The organism is Bradyrhizobium campsiandrae (assembly GCF_014529705.1).
Taxonomy (GTDB): Bacteria; Pseudomonadota; Alphaproteobacteria; order Rhizobiales; family Xanthobacteraceae; genus Bradyrhizobium; species Bradyrhizobium campsiandrae.
Genome location: NZ_JAANIH010000047.1, coordinates 1 through 18565, shown reverse-complemented (window position 1 = coordinate 18565; position 18565 = coordinate 1). Strand labels below are relative to the sequence as shown.

The 18565-nt window shown below is 59.3% G+C and carries 14 protein-coding genes and 3 pseudogenes; 10 read left to right on the top strand and 7 right to left on the bottom strand.

Going from position 1 to position 18565, the window contains the following annotated elements:
- The 7 genes and pseudogenes from G8O24_RS28970 to tnpC form a co-directional block, all read left to right on the top strand.
- Positions 1–1992, top strand: coding sequence for an acetyl/propionyl/methylcrotonyl-CoA carboxylase subunit alpha (locus tag G8O24_RS28970; protein WP_188105327.1), 1992 nt, complete (start codon positions 1–3; stop codon positions 1990–1992).
- A gap of 38 nt (positions 1993–2030) precedes the next feature.
- Positions 2031–2858, top strand: coding sequence for an enoyl-CoA hydratase/isomerase family protein (locus G8O24_RS28965; protein WP_188105325.1), 828 nt, complete (start codon positions 2031–2033; stop codon positions 2856–2858).
- Positions 2855–4654, top strand: coding sequence for an acyclic terpene utilization AtuA family protein (locus G8O24_RS28960; protein ID WP_188105323.1), 1800 nt, complete (start codon positions 2855–2857; stop codon positions 4652–4654). Before G8O24_RS28965 ends, G8O24_RS28960 begins: the two co-directional genes overlap by 4 nt.
- Before the next feature lie 42 nt (positions 4655–4696).
- A complete protein-coding gene (locus G8O24_RS28955; protein ID WP_188105321.1) occupies positions 4697–5860 on the top strand; it encodes an acyl-CoA dehydrogenase family protein in 1164 nt (387 codons plus the stop codon).
- Between the two features lie 276 nt (positions 5861–6136).
- Positions 6137–7303, top strand: coding sequence for an acyl-CoA dehydrogenase family protein (locus G8O24_RS28950; RefSeq protein WP_188105319.1), 1167 nt, complete (start codon positions 6137–6139; stop codon positions 7301–7303).
- Positions 7304–7723: 420 nt separating this feature from the next.
- On the top strand, positions 7724–8932 hold the full coding sequence (locus G8O24_RS28945; RefSeq protein ID WP_188105317.1) for an ABC transporter substrate-binding protein: 1209 nt from the start codon (positions 7724–7726) through the stop codon (positions 8930–8932).
- Between the two features lie 74 nt (positions 8933–9006).
- Positions 9007–9644 (top strand): annotated as a pseudogene (gene tnpC / locus G8O24_RS28940) (IS66 family transposase); the annotation flags it as partial.
- A gap of 86 nt (positions 9645–9730) precedes the next feature.
- Here the strand turns inward: tnpC and G8O24_RS28935 are convergent.
- Both G8O24_RS28935 and G8O24_RS45690 read right to left on the bottom strand, forming a co-directional pair.
- Positions 9731–11698, bottom strand: a complete 1968-nt coding sequence (locus G8O24_RS28935) for a recombinase family protein (RefSeq protein WP_188105315.1) — start codon at positions 11696–11698, stop codon at positions 9731–9733.
- Positions 11695–12081 carry a hypothetical protein gene (locus tag G8O24_RS45690; protein ID WP_368736622.1) on the bottom strand — a complete coding sequence of 129 codons (387 nt, stop codon included), beginning with the start codon at positions 12079–12081 and terminating at the stop codon, positions 11695–11697. Before G8O24_RS45690 ends, G8O24_RS28935 begins: the two co-directional genes overlap by 4 nt.
- 98 nt (positions 12082–12179) lie before the next feature.
- Between G8O24_RS45690 and G8O24_RS28925 the strand changes: the two are divergent.
- A pseudogene (locus G8O24_RS28925) lies at positions 12180–12368 on the top strand (transposase domain-containing protein); the annotation flags it as partial.
- Positions 12369–12653: 285 nt separating this feature from the next.
- On the opposite strand, the gene G8O24_RS28920 reads toward G8O24_RS28925, so the two are convergent.
- Positions 12654–13742 (bottom strand): IS110 family RNA-guided transposase, encoded by a 1089-nt coding sequence (locus tag G8O24_RS28920; protein ID WP_188105403.1) that lies wholly within the window; start codon positions 13740–13742, stop codon positions 12654–12656.
- Positions 13743–13864: 122 nt separating this feature from the next.
- Between G8O24_RS28920 and G8O24_RS28915 the strand changes: the two are divergent.
- Positions 13865–14741, top strand: a pseudogene (locus G8O24_RS28915) (IS256 family transposase); the annotation flags it as partial.
- A gap of 372 nt (positions 14742–15113) precedes the next feature.
- Here G8O24_RS28915 and G8O24_RS46390 read toward each other — a convergent pair.
- The 4 genes from G8O24_RS46390 to G8O24_RS28895 form a co-directional block, all read right to left on the bottom strand.
- Positions 15114–15446: a hypothetical protein gene (locus G8O24_RS46390; protein ID WP_438503272.1), complete on the bottom strand. Its 333-nt coding sequence runs from the start codon at positions 15444–15446 to the stop codon at positions 15114–15116.
- A 33-nt stretch (positions 15447–15479) separates the two neighbouring features.
- Complete coding sequence (locus G8O24_RS46385; protein ID WP_438503271.1) at positions 15480–16205, bottom strand: IS66 family transposase; 726 nt, start codon at positions 16203–16205, stop codon at positions 15480–15482.
- A 152-nt stretch (positions 16206–16357) separates the two neighbouring features.
- Positions 16358–17134 carry an SDR family NAD(P)-dependent oxidoreductase gene (locus G8O24_RS28900; protein ID WP_188105313.1) on the bottom strand — a complete coding sequence of 259 codons (777 nt, stop codon included), beginning with the start codon at positions 17132–17134 and terminating at the stop codon, positions 16358–16360.
- Between the two features lie 130 nt (positions 17135–17264).
- Entirely contained in the window at positions 17265–18155 is an 891-nt protein-coding gene (locus tag G8O24_RS28895) for an IclR family transcriptional regulator (protein ID WP_188105311.1), read from the bottom strand.
- 236 nt (positions 18156–18391) lie between these two features.
- Here G8O24_RS28895 and G8O24_RS46995 point away from each other — a divergent pair.
- The coding region (locus G8O24_RS46995; RefSeq protein WP_497717859.1) for a transposase at positions 18392–18565 on the top strand (174 nt) is incomplete at its 3' end.

Here is an 18565-nt window from a genome sequence, read left to right as displayed (position 1 = left end):
ATGAAGAACGTTCAAAGCGTTTTGATTGCGAACCGCGGCGAAATCGCTGTCCGAATCATTCGTTCGGCGAAGGTGCTCGGTCTCCGCACGATTGCGGTTTATTCCGAGGCGGACGCAGCCGCGCCCCACGTGAAGCTGGCGGAAGATTCAGTCTGCATCGGGCCGCCGCCGGTTTCTGAATCCTATCTGTGTGTCGCCTCCATCCTGGAGGCTGCCGCGAGAACGGGGGCACAGGCAATCCATCCTGGCTACGGCTTTCTTTCGGAGAACGCCGCATTTGCGGAGGCGTGCGCCAAGGCGGGCCTGGTCTTCGTTGGACCAGGCGTCGAGGCGATCCGTCTGATGGGCGACAAGGCCGCCGCAAAGACGAAGATGATCGAAGCGGGAGTGCCATGCGTCCCGGGCTACCAGGGTGATGATCAAAGCGATGCCGCGTTGATGGCGGCCGCCGACCAGATCGGCTTTCCGGTGATGGTCAAGGCCACGATGGGCGGCGGCGGGCGCGGCATTCGACTGGTCAACTCCGCGTCGGAGTTATCGGACGCGCTGGCGACGGCGCGGTCGGAAGCTAGGAATTCCTTCGGCGACGATGCGCTGATTATCGAGAAGGCCGTAATCGCGCCGCGTCACGTCGAGATACAGGTGTTTGCCGATGCACATGGCAATGTGATTCATCTCGGCGAGCGCGACTGCTCGGTGCAGCGGCGGCATCAGAAGGTTGTCGAGGAGGCGCCGGGGCCAGCGGTGAGCCCTGCGCTGCGTTCCGCCATGGGTGCGGCAGCGGTCGAGGCCGCGCGTTCTATCGCCTATCGTGGCGCGGGAACGGTGGAGTTTCTGCTCGATGCGCAATCGAATTTCTATTTCCTTGAAATGAACACGCGGCTACAGGTCGAGCATCCGATCACCGAAATGGTTACCGGGCTCGATCTGGTCGCGATGCAGTTCCGCGTCGCCGATGGCCAACCGCTCGGCATTACGCAAGATGATGTCCGCTTCAACGGACACGCAATTGAGGTGCGGCTCTATGCGGAGGATCCAGCTCACGGCTTTCTCCCGGCAACCGGCCGGGTTGAGGATTGGGCCGTGCCGCCGATCGAAGGTGTGCGCGTGGATTCGGGTATCGAAGCGGGCCAAAGCATAACACCATTCTACGATCCGATGATCGCCAAGATTATCGCTCACGCTCCCAATCGCGACGAAGCCTGTGTGAAGCTGGTATCCGCGCTGAAGCAGACACGCTTCTTTGGATTGCCGAGCAATCTCGGCTTCCTGATCGATATCCTGCAGCGGCCGGCGTTTTTGGATGGAGCGGCCACCACCGCGTTCATCGGTGATGAGTATCGGGCCGGCTATACGCCGCCACCCGTAACCGCGGATATCTATGTGATGGGCGCGGTATTGGAATTCCTCGACGGGCGCGATCACGCGTTAGCCAGGACAATTGAGCCGATGAACGAACTCCTCGGCTGGTCGAGCGGTTCGCCGATCACGAGTTACATAGCGTTCGGCAATAGCAAGGCCGTGCACAAATTTGCAGTGCGTTCGGTTGATATGGACCAACTCGAGGTGACCGAGGGGGCTCAGCGCTATGTCTGTTCGGTCATCCGCCGCACGGCTGGCGAAGTGACGCTGCGGCTTGACGGGGTCAAGCGGGTGCTGCTCGTTCGCCGCATCGGAGAGTGGGATCTGCATATTTCCGAGATGGGTCAGATCTATCGGCTGCAACGCCATCGCGCCGGCGGACAAGCCGAGAGTCTGGGCGGGGATGGACGTATCCTCGCGCCGATGCATGGCGTTTTGATCGAGATGCGCGTCGCCAAAGGTGATCGTGTCGAGATCGATGACAAGCTCGCGGTAATTGAGGCCATGAAAATGCAGCATGAGATCAGGGCGCCATTGTCTGGAGTTGTCAGCGCGGTGCTCAAGACGGCGGGCCATCAAGTGGTCGACAAGGCTCTGCTGATCGAGATCACGCCGGATCAAGCCGCATGAGCCTTTGATGACGGGCAATTAGTGAGAGGGCTTTGGGAATGAAACTGCCGGACTGCGAAACGTTGAAGCTGACACTGCGCAATACGCGGCTTGACATCCTCATGAACCGGCCGGAGCAGCGTAACGCCATAAACGCACAGATGGCTGCAGAGCTGACTGACTTGTTGAACCGGCTCCATGCAACACGCGACGTCCGACTTGTTGTGTTGCGGGGCGCTGGCGGTAATTTCTGCGCCGGTGGCGACATCAAGGAGCGCAAGGCGGTTGCCGAGGCGGCAGTACCAGGCACGGATCCGGTGAAGGAGCGCAACGAGCGTGCCGGATGGATGTTTCGTACGCTACAAAACTTGCCGCAGACGACAATAGCGGCAGTTGAGGGTTCGGCGTTTGGCGGAGGACTCGGCTTTGCGTGCTGCGCTGATCTGACGATCGTCACCGAGAGCGCCCGCATGGGTATGCCGGAAGTAACGCTCGGCATCGCGCCGGCGCAGATCGCGCCATTCGTCGTCAAGCGTGTCGGGCTATCGCGCGCGCGTCAACTGGCTCTCACGGCGTCCCGCTTTGGCGGTAGGGAGGCTTACGAATTTGGGGTTGCGCAGTATCTTTGCGCCGACAACGGAATGGATGCCAAGATTGAGGAAGTGGCGGCACAGGTCACCAGATGCGCGCCGATGGCAAGCGCCGCAACGAAAGAAATTCTGTTGGCGGTCGGCAGCATTCCGGATGCGGAGATGGCAGCATTCGCGGCCGAGCGTTTTTCCGCACTCGCCAACGGACCGGAAGGGCGGGAAGGGCAACTCGCATTTGTCGAGAAACGTCCGCCGGCTTGGGCAGCTCATCTTACACAATCCGGGAGGGGACAATGAAGCCCGAGGTTCGTATCGGCGGCGCGTGCGGGTATTGGGGCGATAGCGCCGAGGCGCCGCGACAATTGGTCGAGAAGGGTGACGTCGATTATCTTGTCTTCGACTATTTGGCCGAAGTGACGATGTCGATCCTGGTTCGCGCCAAGGCTGCGGATCCAGAGAAAGGCTATGCCCTCGATTTCGTTTCGCGCGTGATGGTTCCGCTACTGCCTGAAATTCGCAGGCGCGGAATCAAGGTTGTCGTCAACGCGGGGGGCGTCAATGTCTCGGCTTGCGCGCTTGCTCTCACAAAGGAAGCCAAGAAGCTTGGCATTACGCTAAAAGTCGGTACCGTCGAGGGAGACGACCTCTTGCCTCGCGAGGCCGAGCTTCGCGAGAAAAACATCACGGAGATGTTCTCCGGCAAGCCGCTGCCGAAGAAGCTTTCCAGCGCGAATGCGTATCTCGGCGCGTTTCCCATCGCGGCGGCGCTCGACGCAGGCGCCGATGTAGTCGTCACGGGGCGTTGTGTCGACAGCGCCGTCACGCTTGGTATCCTGATTCACGAATTCGGCTGGGGCGTTGACGATTACGATCGGCTCGCCGCCGGCACCCTCGCTGGACATATTCTCGAATGTGGCGCGCAGGCGACCGGGGGCAATTTCTCCGATTGGAGCGATGTCGCCGCCGATTGGGAGGACATGGGCTATCCAATCGCGGTCTGTCGGCCTGATGGCGTCTTCGAGATCACGAAACCACCGGGAACCGGCGGCCTCGTCAGCCGCCTTTCCGTCGGTGAGCAGATTCTCTACGAGATAGGTGATACGCGCGCCTATGTGATGCCCGATGTGATCTGCGATTTCTCGCAGGTTAAACTCGATGATGTTGGTCAAAATCGCGTTGTTGTCACAGGTGCACGCGGCGGGGCGCCGACCAGATTTTATAAGGTCTCGGCGACGCATCACGATGGTTATCGCTCGACCGCGATAACGCTGATCACGGGTTTTGATGCCGTCGCCAAGGCGCGGCGCTATGGCGAAGCCATCATCGCGCGCACCCGGCGCATTTTTGCCGAACGAGGGATGGGCAACTACACGCAAACCGCCGTGCATATCATCGGCGCCGAGACGCTATGGGGGGAGAATCGCACCGAGCGGGCGGAGGAGGCGCGCGAGGTGGTGGCGCAGATCGAGGTGCGCCACAGCGATCGCAATGCAATCGAAATGTTCTCGCGAGAGGTTACGGGTGTCGCTCTGTCGATGACGACCGGCCGCGCCGGAGTCGGTGCTGCGGGCCGTCCGGAAGTCACGCCCGTGATCGCACAGTTTGCCTTCCTGATTGAAAAGAGCGCGGTTGTGCCGATTGTGCGGATCGATGGTCAAGACGTCGGCCAATCGATTTTGATGCCGGCGTTCTTCAGTGACGCAAGAATCCCCGAACCATCGATGGGCCCCGCCTGCTTGTCCGATGAGCGTGAAATGGTCAACGTGCCGCTCATGCGCATTGCGGTCGCGCGGAGCGGAGACAAGGGCAACAGCGCCAATGTGGGTGTCATGGCGCGGAGGCCCGAATTTTATGACACGCTATGTCGCGAACTGACACCGGAGCGCGTGAAGCAGTATTTCAATCACGTCACCAAGGGCACCGTTCATGTATTCCCCGCGCCTGGTTTCGACGCGATTAATGTTTTGATGCACGAGAGCTTGGGCGGCGGCGGCACGTCGTCACTCAATCTAGATAAGTTGGGAAAGACCTATGGTCAGCAGATCCTCGCTATGTCGGTGCGCGTTCCGGCGGTCCTCATGAACCAGAGCTGATGTGCGCCATCCAAGTTGCAACCATCATAACGGGAGACATCAATGTTTACACCGGAGCATCTGGAACTTCAGGCAACGGTTCGTCGATTGATCGACAGGGAGATCACACCCTATATCGATAAGTGGGAAAGCGATGAGATATTCCCGGCTCATACCGTCTTCAAGAAACTTGGTAGTGCTGGCCTTCTGGGCGTGAATAAGCCGGTTGAGTTCGGCGGCATGGGTCTCGACTACACATTCGAGATCGCATTTTGCGAAGCGATCGGTGAGATTGGTTGCGGCGGTGTCGGGATGGCAATCGCGGTGCAAACCGATATGGCGACGCCGGCATTGGCGCGACACGGTTCTGATGAACTACGGGAGCTCTTCCTCAAGCCCACGATCGCCGGCGACTATGTCGTCTGTCTCGGAGTTTCTGAATCGGGCGCTGGCTCCGACGTCGCTTCGGTCAAAACCACTGCCACCAAGGACGGCGACGATTATGTGATCAATGGGTCGAAGATGTGGATCACCAATGGTACGCAAGCGGATTGGATGTGCTTGCTGGCCAATACTGGCGGCGACAATGTTCACCGGAACAAATCGCTGATCTGCCTGCCGTTGCGTGAGAATGGGAAGCTCCGCGAGGGGATCACGATGCAGAAGATCAAGAAGGTCGGCATGTGGTCCTCAGACACCGCGCAGGTGTTTTTTGACAATGTGCGGGTACCACAGCGATACCGCATCGGTGAAGAGGGGCATGGCTTCACTTATCAGATGCAGCAGTTTCAGGAAGAGCGACTTAGCGGTGCAACGCGGCGCGTTACCGCTTTGTCGAACGTGATCGAGGAAACCGTCGCGTATACGCGCGAACGCAAGGCTTTTGGTCGATCCATCCTGGATAATCAGGCCGTGCACTTCCGCCTTGCCGAACTGAAGACGCAAGTCGAACTGCTGCGATCTCTGATCTACCGAGCCGCTCAGGTCCACATGAGAGGCCAGGATATGACGGAGCTCGCTTCCATGGCGAAACTGACCGCGGGGCGGCTTTGCCGCGAAGTCACCGATGGTTGCCTGCAATACTGGGGTGGTATGGGTTTCACATGGGAGAACTCAGTTTCACGCGCGTGGCGCGACCTGCGCTTGATCTCGATCGGGGGCGGTGCGGATGAGATCATGCTTACTATTATCTGTAAGCACATGGGGACGCTGCCAGGTCGGCGCTAAACCCGCGCGGCAAATCAGGGTGAGTTCAAAAGTTAACGCCCCTAGCCGTCAGCACTTTCTGGGAGAAACGTGAGTATTTCGCGCCGCGAGAGACTTCTCACCAGCGGCGTCGGGACGCACTGCGGCTTGATCTCGCCTGTTTCGCTGCGCGCAATGCAGTGTTCTAGCGAGCGCGACAAAGTTTGATCCGCATTCCGTCGCGACACTGTTGTGCAACTAGCACGCTTCCAGCGCCGCCCTTGAGGAGCGTGATAACGTTGGATAGGAGTTATTCGTATGGAGTTTGCACTTTCAGAGCAGCAAGAGGCCATTCGCAGCGCGATCGCAAAGGTCTGTGATGGATTCGATGATAATTACTGGCTGAAGAAGGATCGTGAAGGCGGCTTTCCGCAGGACTTCTACGCGGCGTTCGCGAACTCCGGCTGGCTCGGCATCTGCATACCGGAGGCGTACGGCGGATCGGGCCTCGGCATTACGGAGGCCGCGATCATGATGCGCACAATCGCTGAAACCGGCGGCGGAATGTCGGCAGCCTCCGCGGTTCACATCAATATCTTTGGTCTGAACCCCGTTGTCGTGTTCGGTTCGGAAGAGCAACGCAAGCGTATGCTCCCGCCGATGGCTGAAGGTAAGGACAAGGCCTGCTTCGCGGTCACGGAACCGAACACAGGTCTCAATACGACACAGCTCAAGACGCGCGCGGTGAGGAAGAATGACCGCTACGTCGTCAACGGGCAGAAGGTCTGGATATCGACCGCGCAGGTCGCAAACAAGATTCTCCTGCTCGCGCGAACTACGCCATTGGAGGAGGTCAAGCGGCCAACTGAAGGGCTTAGCCTGTTCTATGCGGATTTCGACCGTCAGCGGATAAAGGTCCACGAGATCGAGAAGATGGGCCGGCACGTCGTCGATTCCAACGAGCTGTTCTTTGAAGATTTTGAGATTCCGATTGAAGATCGCATCGGCGAGGAGGGACGTGGGTTTGAGTACATCCTGGAGGGCATGAATCCGGAGCGGATTCTTATCGCCTCTGAGGCAGTCGGCTTAGGAAAATTGGCGCTATCTCGTGCAATAGAATATGCGGGTAGCCGCATCGTGTTTAATCGGCCGATTGGGAAGAACCAAGCCATTCAGCACCCGCTCGCAGTTAACTGGATCGAACTCGAGTCGGCGTGGTTGATGACGATGTCTGCTGCGTGGCAATATGATAACGATATGCCATGCGGCACAGCCGCCAATGCCGCGAAGTATCTCGCGGGAGAGGTTGGCTTTCGTGCGTGTGAGCAAGCGGTGATGACGCACGGCGGCTTCGGCTATGCCAGGGAATTTCACGTCGAGCGTTACTTGCGTGAGATTATGATTCCGCGCATTGCGCCGGTCAGTCCGCAACTGGCGCTCAGTTTCATCGCCGAGAAGGCTCTTGGTCTCGTTAAGTCATATTGATGACTGGAACGGGCCGGCGAGTTTCACCTCGAGCCAGTTCTCGAAATATATATCCAGAGCTTGATGGTCTGGTCCGAATGGGATCGGCTTCATGCCCGTGATGAGCATATTCTGTATTCAAAATATATAATCTTTATACAGAATTTAGATTGACGGCCGACCGATGGAATCGCTAGTTTTGGTGGATGTATGGACTTTTCTTTCCTCCGTGCATCTTGATTCGTGAGCCAGGAGCTTCGCCAGAATTCGGAGACACACCGGTCGTGTTGCTGGACATTCTCGGCCTCGCGAATGCGAACTTATCAAAGTTCAAAACGGGTGTTGGCGCATGGCCTCATCCGCCGTGCCTTGCATGGTCTTGGATCACCGAGGAGAGGATATCTCGGATCAAACGAGTTCAATAATCTAGGGAGAGGATTGATGTTTCTTGTTCGACGGGCGCTTGTTGCCCTGGCGTTTCTTGGAATTCTGACCAGCTCAGGTATCGCAAGCAGCTATGGACCCGGAGTGAGCGACACTGAAATCAAGCTCGGTCAAACGATGCCTTACAGTGGACCAGCTTCGGCATTTGCGACAATCGCAAAGGCACAAGCCGCATACCTCAAAATGATTAATGAGAAGGACGGCATCAACGGCCGCAAGGTCAATCTCATCTCGCTCGACGATGGCTACAGCCCGTCGAAAGCAGTCGAGCAAACCCGTCGGTTGATTGAACAAGACGAAGTTTTTGCGATTTTCCAATCGTTGGGCACGGCATCAAACGCGGCCACGCAGAAATATCTCAATCAGAAACATATCCCGCAGCTATTCGTTGCGTCGGGGACATCCCGTTTCAATGATCCGAAACATTTTCCTTACACGACTGGATGGTCTCCGAACTACGCATCCGAGGGCGCTATCTACGCCAAATACATTCTTTCCCATATGCCGGATGCTAAGATCGCCATTCTTTACCAGAACGATGACCTCGGACAGGACTATCTGAATGGCTTCAAGAAGGCGCTTGGTGCGAAGGCGGCTTCGCTTATTGTGAAGGAGGTGCCTTATGAAGTCAGCGAACCTACAATCGACTCACAAATCGTGATCCTGAAGAATTCGGGCGCTAATGTATTCTTCAATGTTGCCACGCCAAAGGCTGCGGCTCAGGCTATTCGCAAGGTCAGCAGCCTTGGCTGGAATCCCACCCAGTTTCTGGTGAACTTCTCGGCTTCGGTAGGCGCCGTCCTGACGCCGGCCGGACTTGAGAACGCGAAGGGGATCATTTCGTCCGCATACCAGAAGGATCCTAGCGATCCGCAATGGAAAGATGATCCGGCGGTTCGCGAATGGAATGTTTGGATGGACAAGTACAATCCGAGCGCCAACAAGAATGATATCCTGAATGTCTATGGCTACAACTCCGCTCAGACGATCGTAAAAGTGCTTGAACTGTGTGGGAACGATCTGAGCCGCGAGAATCTGATGAAGCAAGCGAGCCACCTCGATTTTGACCTTCCCATGCTGCTGCCGGGCGTAAAGATCACGACAAGTCCCTCCGATTTGCGTCCGATGAAGCAGATGTGGCTGCAAAAATTCGACGGAACGAGATGGGTCTTGTTCGGCGACGTCATCGACAGCAGTAATCACTAGAAATCTGGGTTAGCCGGTCTCCAAAAAATCAGCACCGGCTTGGTTCAGACCATACGCTTAAGTCGGACGTGACGGGCCGCACCAAAACCGGCCAGCTTTGGGCCTATGCCGCCGACGACAGGCCTTGGGGCGGCCTCGATCCGCCTGGCATCGCCTACGTCTATGCGCCCGACCGCAAAGCGGAGCGGCTGTTCAGCGATCTTGCCGGCTTCAAGGACGTCCTGCAGGTCGATGGCTACAACGCCTACCCAAAGCTTGCTGATCGCGGAGAGGTCGAGCTTGCCTCTGCTGGGTGCACATGCGGCGCAACTTCTACGAACTTGCAGCCGCCGGCCCAGCGCCGATCGCCAGCGAAGCACTGAAGCACATCGCCGCATTCTACGCGATCGAGAAGGAGATCCGCGGTCGCAGCCCGGAAGAGCGCCGCCTCGTGCGACAACAGAAGAGCCGGCCGCTGGCCGAAGCCTTTGAAGCCTGGCTGCGCGCCAAGCTGGCTCTCATCAGCCAAAAGATCAAACTCGCCGCCGCCATCCGCTACGCCCTCTCGCGCTGGCAGGGGCTGACGCGCTTCATCGATGACGGCCGCATCGAACTCGACAATAACACGGTCGAACGATCGATCCGTGGCATCAAGCTCAGTCGCAAGAACGCGTTGTTTGCCGGATCCGACGAGGGCGCTTCATACTGCTCATCTCATCATCCCCTTATAGATCCAGCAGATTTTGTTGACGATCGTCAGGCTGCGGCCGTCGTGATCGGCGCGCATTAGCGCCAGCTCGGACGGAGTCGGCCATCAGGTCACCATTGCTTTATTATCCAAGGAGCTCCCCTGCATGGTTGGGTTGCCGGCAGTGTTCCGTTAGCGATGAGACGCCGTATCGTGGTCGTGTTGACGGATAAAACCGTCGCCGCTTCATTGATCGTCGTCTCTTGGCGTTCCGCGCGCTCACCTGGCCGATGAATGGCGATGTCGTATTGATGACGCAAGGAGCAGACCCTGCCGCGGGTCCAGCTATGCCCGTGGCTTGTGGATTTGCCAAGGCGATTGAGAACGGCCGCTATCGTCTGGTCTGGCATGTGCCGCGCCAGGGCTCGCACAAGCTCAATTACATCCTCCTCCGTGCACCAGTCGGTTCGGCCAGTGCGATTCTTCTTTACCGTCAGGCGGGTATGATCGCCACCCCGCCAGTGAACGACCATCTCCAGTTTGTCGCCGACCACATCGACGACGATCTCCGTAATAACGGCCCGGATTATCTTTTTACGCGTCTCGGGCGTGGCTCCAGGACTATCCCAGGCCGCGGCCACGTCGCGCCCGAGTGCCATGAGCCGTTCCCGATCTACGCTGGTGAGAAGCAACTCAGTCCCGGCGTCGAGCTGGTTAATCTCGGTCTCAAGACTTCGTACGGCGGCGAGTCGCTCGTTCCAACGTCTCTCTAACTCTTCGGCCACAAGCCGGTTGTCAGGATCGATCGCGTCATATTGCCGGTGCGCCCGAGCCGCCTCGAAACGGGCTTGTCGGAGCGCGAAGTCAAGCTGGTCCCGCTTCTCTGAGCGCTTCTGGCTACGCGCCTTGATACCCGCGAGGGCGGCTTCTATGCCCAGGGGCTGGAGGCGGTCGACCACCTCCCTGGACACCATTCGATCGGGGCGATTCCCACTGAAAATTATGCACTTTGCCGCGGCGACTTGGTTAAATGCGCCAACACATTGGTAACGGGCCGCTCCGTCGCTGTATCGAACGTGAAGCTTCCGCCCACAGCGTGCGCAGCGAAGAAGACCGGCAAGCAGCGCCTCGCCGCGACGAATGGAGCTGCGACTCATGAATCGCTTGCCGTTGGCGTTATCGGCGATCAGGTTCTGATTCCTCTCAAAATCGGCCCAGGGAATATACCCCTCATGGTGATCCTGGATCAAAACACTCCAGCAACGCCAGTCACGCTGCATGCTGCGAACTACGCGCTTACGTCCATTCTCAATGACGACGCGCATGGTGCGGCGTCCAAAGGCATATGCGCCGGCGTAGACCGGGTTGGTCAAGATGTGATGGACGGTTGGATACACCGGCGCTCGCCAAATGATCCGATCGGGCGCATCACCAACCGTCAGTGCGGGAAGTGGAATCTTCTCCTGCCGGAGCCACACCAAAACCTGCCGGATCGTCTGCAACTCGTTGAACTTCCGGAATACAAGTGCGATCGCTTCCTGAACTCTCCGATCGGGGTCCTTCTCGATTTTGTCGAGCCCAGATTTAACATAGCCCACGGCCACGGTCAGAAAGAGCTCGCCCCGGCGCGCCTTCTGCTTCATGGCTTCGATGGAACGCTGGCGAAAAACCGAAAGCTCCATCTCGCTCATCGTGCCCTTCATACCAAGAAGAAGCCGATCGTTAGGCGAGGCTGGATCATAAACCCCGTCCTCATCGACAATAATCGTGCCAACGAGGCCGCAGAACTCCAGCAGTGTGTGCCAGTCACGCCCATTGCGGGCCAAGCGAGAGGCTTCGACCGAAAGCACAGCGCCGACGCGGCCTTCACAAATCGCGGCGAGCAGTCTCTCAAATCCCCGACGACGGACGCCGCCGCCAGATCGCCCGAGATCATCGTCAATTACCTCAACGTTCTCCCAACCCAGCTGGCGGGCACGGTCCGCCAGGCTATACTGTCGGCGCTGGCTCTCTAAGTTATGCGTGACCTGCATCGCTGTCGACTGACGAACGTAAACGAAGGCGCTGCGCGCGAGATGGTCAGGTGTGATTTTTGTCATCGTCCACCTCCGACCGATCCAAGCTGTGTGCGGCGAGCGGCTGCGTCATCGCCTCCATCAGTAGCAAGAGCAGATGATCCACCAACTTTGTCCGTTCTGCCGGAGTGAACCTCGTCCGAGGCGCCGGCGCCTCGAATAGATCTGGTTGTGGAAAGGTCTGACGCATCGCGATCCAAGCCTCCATGATCAGGGGGCATCTCCCCCGCCTGGGAGCCTAAAACCGAGTCGATCAGTGCTCGCAGCTCAAGGAGCGAGGCCAACAAAAGACATGGAATATCAACGATCTTGACAGATGCTGCTTCTGCCTGCGTCATCCAGGCCGGGACGAGAAACGACGAACCATCTTCCGATCGGAGGTTAAAGTGCCGACGATCAAAATGGATCTGGTCGCCGACGATCGTCGCGGTCCGCCCGGAAAGAGGGTGAAATGGGTAGAAGACTTCAATCTCACGCCCCAGACTCCGGGCATTATGGCGTCGCGTCGGACGGTGGCGCCGAACACTGGGCTGTCGTCGCGTCCCTGGTCGAGACTTGCAAGCTCAACGACGTAGATCCACTCGCCTATCTCACCGACGTCCTGACCAGGATCGTCAACGGGCATCCAAACCGCGACATCGACCAGGCACTGCCCTGGGCCTACCGCGCTCAAGCCTTCAAAGCCGTGGCCTGAGAACAACGCTCTGATGTCCGTTGTCAAGGCTCAGAACGCAAAGGTTCGTCCGATCGTTGATCGGCTGTTGATACTGATGATCGCGCATGGGTGGAGGCGGAACCGAAGGACGTCGGTGATCAAGCTCTGATGCGCGGGTTGGCTACCGCATTCCCGATTGTGCGTCCGAGGTCTGCTCCGATCTTACTGCGGGCGTCGGTGTTCTTGCCGGCCACAAAGCGTCTGACAGGCATTCCCTCTACCGTGGTCCCGCCTCCGCCAATGCGCGATGATGAGAGCGCCTGATCAGGCTGCCTGCACTTGCCTGGCGACCGCCCACATGAAGCCGACCAGTTCCCGGGCGATAGCAGTGCAGACCACCGTCGTTCGCTTGCCGCGCGAAGCGAGCTTTCGGTAGCGAGCAGTCAGGCGGGTCTGCGCCTTCCATGCGATCTCTCGCACCGCTGGCGGTGCCTGCTCGAGCCGGTATAGCTTTGCCTTTCCGATCTTCGGCGGGTGCCGATACGTCCAGGCGCTCTCGACCAACATGTGGCGAACGCGGCCATTGCCGGCCTTGGTGATGCCGCCACGCCTGACCGTCTCCCCGGTCGATCGCTCGCCCGGCACCAGGCCGAGATAGCCCATGAGCTGACGTGAGGTCTCAAAACGGCTCACGTCACCAACCTCGGTGGCAAATGTCACTGCGACGATTAGATCGATACCTCGCAGTGTTTGGAGCGCCCGCACGAGCGGCTCCAAGGACCAGGCTGAGACGAACTCTTCAATCGTGCGCTCCAGACGTTCGACCCGCTCCCTGGCGATGCGAACCGCTTCGACCATTTCCTGGAGCGCGATCTGATGCGCGGGATGATCGAACCGCTGTTCCTGAAGCCAACGCAGATAGCGCATCGTCCATCCCTTCTTGCGGGGATAGGTGCGGCCATGCTTGAGCATGAAGGCGCTCACCTGTTGGCGGTGGACCCGCAGCGCCTCAACCGCCGCCGCTCGGGCGCGGACGAGATCGCGTATCGCTTCGTGGCCTTCATCTGGAACCCATACCGCCGTCAGCTCGCCGGCGCGTAGCAACCGGGCGAGGGAAACCGCGTCCCGGCGGTTTGTCTTTACCCGATCACCCGGCTTCTTTGGGATCAGCGACGGCGCTACCACGGTGCATTCATGGCCGAGCGACCGGATCAGGCGATAAAGGCCATAGCCAGTCGGACCGGCCTCGTAACAGAAATGCACACCATTAAACCGGCTGGCGATCCGTTCAACGACCCGGCGCATGCCGGTCGCCGACGCGTCGACCTCACCGAAGAAGCGAACCTCTCCCTCCCGGCCTGTTTCCGCGATCGCGATCGCGTTTTTCAGCTTCGCGACGTCGATCCGACAAATGCTTCTCTATAATCTGCCACGGCTCGTCCTCCTGTGATGAGGATCGGCTCGGTACGCCCGAGTAACCCTCGGACTCGCAGTGTAGGGCGAGCCGCCTCATCAACAGAGGCGGACATACGGTCTTACGTCCGGTCGAGGTGGCGCGGGCGAAGATTCGCGAACCGCGGGGCGGCCGGTGACCGCGAGCGGATCCGGTTCTCCTCGGCGATCCTGCCGCTGTGGGCACGGCGCACCCGAAGTCTGGATGCGCTGTTGCCGGTGATCTATCTGCGCGGCATCTCGACCGGTGATTTCCAGGAGGCGCTGACGGCCTTGCTGGGCAAGGGCGCGCCGAACCTGTCGCTCGCGGTAATTTCCCGCCTGACGGGGAGTGGCAAGGCGAGTACGAGCGCTGGCAGAGGCGCGATCTGTCGGCGCGGCGATACGTCTACGTGTGGGCCGACGGCGTCTTCCTGCAAGACCGTATGGAGGATCACGGCGAGTGCATGCTGGTGCTGATCGGCGCGACGCCGGAGGCAGGAAGGAACTGATCGGCTTTCAGGTCGGCGTGCGGGAGCGCGCGCAGAGCTGGCGCGAGCTCCTGATCGACGTCAAGCAGCGCGGATTGCAGATCGCGTCCGAAATTGCCGTCGGCGACGGTGCACTCGGCTTCTGGAAGGCCCTCGGCGACGTCTTTCCCGGCACACGGCACCAGCGCTGCTGGGTGCACAAGACCGTGAATGTCCTGGACAAGGTCCCACTCTCGGTGCAGGCCACCATGAAGAAAGACTTGCGCGAGGTCTATTGGGCGCCGAGCCGGGCGTCCGCCGAAGCGGCGATCGACGTCTTCGCCGAGAAATACCGCGCCAAATACGGCGGAGCGGTCGAATGCCTGGTCAAGGATCGCGACGCGCTGCTGGCCTTCTACGACTTCCCGGCCGAACATTGGATCACTTGCGCACCACGGATGAGATGGACAAGCGATTTCTTCATGGCCGAAGCAACGATTGCAGAGATCGCCGTAGTCCATTCTTTTGTTCGGTCGCGCTGCGGGCCATTCTTCCGTCCCGGCCACCGATCTCGCAGCCGTCGCGCGCAGGGGCGGTCAAGGCTGGCCGCGTTTGCGGCCACCGCAAGGCTTGGCCTTGCCCGGCCCAAGCACGGCATGCTGGCGTGGATCGGGACTGCATTCCTGGCTGGCACTTGCCGTCAGCCGCGATTATGGTTCTGGGAGCGCGGGATACCTCGTGGCGAAGCGTGACATCGGCTGCAAACGTCACCGGACTGCCTATTTTGTCCTGCCGACCTGAGGCGCCTGCGCGCCGGTTTTTGGCCGCCGCGGTTTCCATTGCGACACGAACTGTTCGTAGTTTCGCTCTGCCTGGGCGGCAATCAATATCTCGCGGTCGCGCAGCGCCTTAATGTTGTAGGCATAGGCTGGTCCACGCCGGCTGCCTTTCTGTTGCGGATGTCCGGCTTGAAGTCTTGAAGTTGCATCGCGCGGGTCTTGTTGGCGACCAGCGCCGGGCGCGCCCACAGGTAGTCCTCGCCCTTGGTTAACAAATGCCAGCAGAGCACAGTGAGCTTGCGAGCCACGGCCACCGCGGCGATCTGATGGCCGCGCCGGGCGCGGATGCGCACGAAAAAAGCATGCAGTGGACCAGGCGCCTTGGCCGCTGCCCAGGCCGCCTCGACCAGCATGGCGCGCGCGTGACTGCGGCCGATCTTGCTGATGCGGCCGTGATGGGCGGCTCCCAGTCAGGACTGCCGCACCCGCGGGTTCAGCCCGAAATAGCTCACCAGCTTCTGCGGGCTGTTGAAACGTAAGCGCTTAGTCGCAACCCTATTGAGGCTAGCTTGACGTTTTGCGGAATCGCCACGGCATGAGGTCTTCGATGCGGCTATGGGTATGGCCGTCGATGATCGTCTCGAGTGTTTCGGCGATGTAGGCGGCCGGGTTGACGTCGTCGAGCTTGCAGGTGGCGACGATCGACGTAGCAGGGCCCAGTTTTCCGCGCCGACTTCATGACCGGCGAAGAGCGCATTTTTTCTGGTCAGGCAGACTGGCCGGATGGCGTTCTCGACCGGGTTCGTATCAAGCTCGAGGCGCCCGTCTTCGAGGAAGCGGGTCAGCCCTTGCCAGTGACTGAGCGCGTAGCGGATGTCTTCGGCGAGCGTCGAACCACTGGAGATCATCGACAGCTGTTTCTCGAACCATGGCTTTAACGCGGCGACCATGGGTAGCGAGTGCTCCCTGCGCGCGGCCAGCCGGATGTCCGGCGATGAGCCGCGTACCGTGGCTTCGATGGCGTAAAGCCGTGCGATGTGCCGAACGGCGGCCTCGGCGATCGGCGATTTGCTGTTACGGGCCAATTTGACGAAGCGCCGGCGCAAATGGCTCCCGCAATGCACGAGCGTCCACGGCCCTTGCGGTCGAGCGACTTCGGTTAGCCGGTCATAACCGTCATAGGCGTCGCATTGCAGGAAGCGTCCGCAAAAGCAGTGTGCGGAGTCGATTTCATGTTCGAGATTGAACGAGGCATCAACGGCGATATGCCCGAGCGCATTGATGCGCCCCGTGACAATCTTATCGCTTAGGCTAACCAGCCTCGGTTGAAAATTCGTGAATTGGGAGATTAGGCCGCGGAAATCCCGCCATTCACGCTTACCGCCTGTCCGGTGATTTTCGAAGCATAGGGGCTCGAAAGGAACACGGCGAGCGGCGCGACATCCTCAGGCGTCGGAAGGCCAAGCTTGGCCTTCGAGGTCGCTTTACCGAAGATCTTGCTGCTCGTTTCGCCCGACATGACGCGGTCATAAGATACGGTGTTTGCGACCAGCGACGGTGTGACGACGTTCACGCGGATACCTTGCCTTGAAACCTCCATGGCAAGGGTGCGCGAAAACATGATGACGGCTGCTTTCATGGCGCCGATCATGGTCTCAGCTGGTGTTGCGACCTTTCCTGCGTCCGACGCGATCGCAACGATCGATCCACCGGGGGCCATCATCGGGATCGTTCGCTGACAACATATGACGAAGCTCTTGAAGTGGCCGTCAATCTGCTCCTGGTAGGTTCCGGGATCCATCCGGGTGAAGAATTCCGGCCTGACCTGAGAGCCGCCGCAATGAACGAAAATGTCGAGACGCCCGATCTCGCGCTGAATCTGATCGAACAGCGCATGCGACTGTTCCGGAATATTCAGATCGCCCGCGATGAACCGAAAATTCGTAGCGGGAAATGCCGTGCTCAATTGCTTGAGTACCTTCGCGCCGGTATCGCGATTGCGGCCGTTGATGACGACGGTCTCAGCACCACCTTGCGCAAGTAACCGCGCCGTCTCCTTGCCGATGCCGGAAGTCGACGCTGTAACGACCGCCACGCGTGATTTGAAAGCCTGCCCGAACATCATCTCTCGTTATCCTTCATTGCCCGAGGTTCAGCAGAAAACCCTGAAATTGCCCGAAGGCAAAGGGAACGCGGCTTGATCTCACATATATGCGAATTGTCGGCCGCGTCCGAATTCAGGACTACAGTTTGGACTACAGTTTGTCGTCGTCGGTCGGGTGATCGTCCAGCTTGCCGGTGCCTGAGTAACCAATGGCGCGAGAAGCCCGCGAGGCGAATTCCTTGGCGAGCTTGCGCCAGTCCTGCCCATCTCGATTGTAACGGGTAACGGGGCCGGCGATCAGCAGCGCTGCGAGAACGTTGCCATCGGCGCCGAATATCGGCGCGGCGACACCGCTCGCGCCTTCGATCGCCTCAGCGACGCTGACAGCGATCCCCGTTCGTGCCACCGTTGCCAGCTTTTTGCGCAACTGTGCAACGTCGGTGATGGTGTGGGCTGTCAGAGGCTTGAGCTTGGTCCGCTTCAGATATTGCTCGCGCCATTCTTCGTCTTGATGGGCGAGCAGGACCTGTGCCGCAGCCGAAGTGTAGAGCGGGCGCGCCGAACCGCTCGGCACCGAATACCGGATGAGTTGCGGACTCTCGAGCACATCGGTGTAGACTACTGTCTGCGCCGCCCGGTCGATGACGGCCAGGATAATGGTCTCGGGGCATTGTTGCTGCAACTCCACCATCAGGCCTCGAACCACTGTGCCGAATTTTCGGGTCGACAGAATGCTGGTGGCGAGGGCAAAGCTCTCGTTGCCGAGGGTGTAGCGGCTATTCGTATGCGTCAGGAAATTGTCGGCCACCATCGGACGCAACAATGTCAGCAGACTGCTTTTGGGCGAGCCAAGACGGCTTGAAAGTTCGGCGAGCGACAGTCCGTCCGGGGAATGCGCGATCGCGTCGAAAATCCCCAGCATGCGCTTTAGCGATCTCGGTCCGGCGTTTGCCGCTTTGTCACGCACACCTGTATCTCGCATTTTTCTGTGGCGCCCGTTGGACGTTTCACCACCGGTGATCCTCGACTGCAGCTCGACCATTTCAATCGCTCCGAGCTGCCCATGCAGGTGAACTCTTTGCTCGCACGCAGCGTGCACGCAATGGACGAAGATCGGCCGGCGCGCAAGCAAAATCAGCCGTTCCGCGCGCGCTTGAGCGCTTGGTCTCGATATCACGCGGAGGTTGCCGGCCTTCGGTCTAGCAGTCTGCTGAAAAACCCTCGCCGTGGAGCGGGTTCGATGATTCACTTTGTCATCTCGAATCGGCGGAGGCGATCATGCGCGGCAGGTTTGCGGATCAGGGCGGCCTGTTTTCGTATATTGCGCCGGATAAGCGTGTGCCAGCCAACCATCCGCTCCGGAAGGTGCGGGAACTCGTTCGGGATGTTTTGAGTGATTTGGACCGTAGTCTTGGGAAGCTCTACTCCAGCGAGGGACGTCCCTCGATCCCT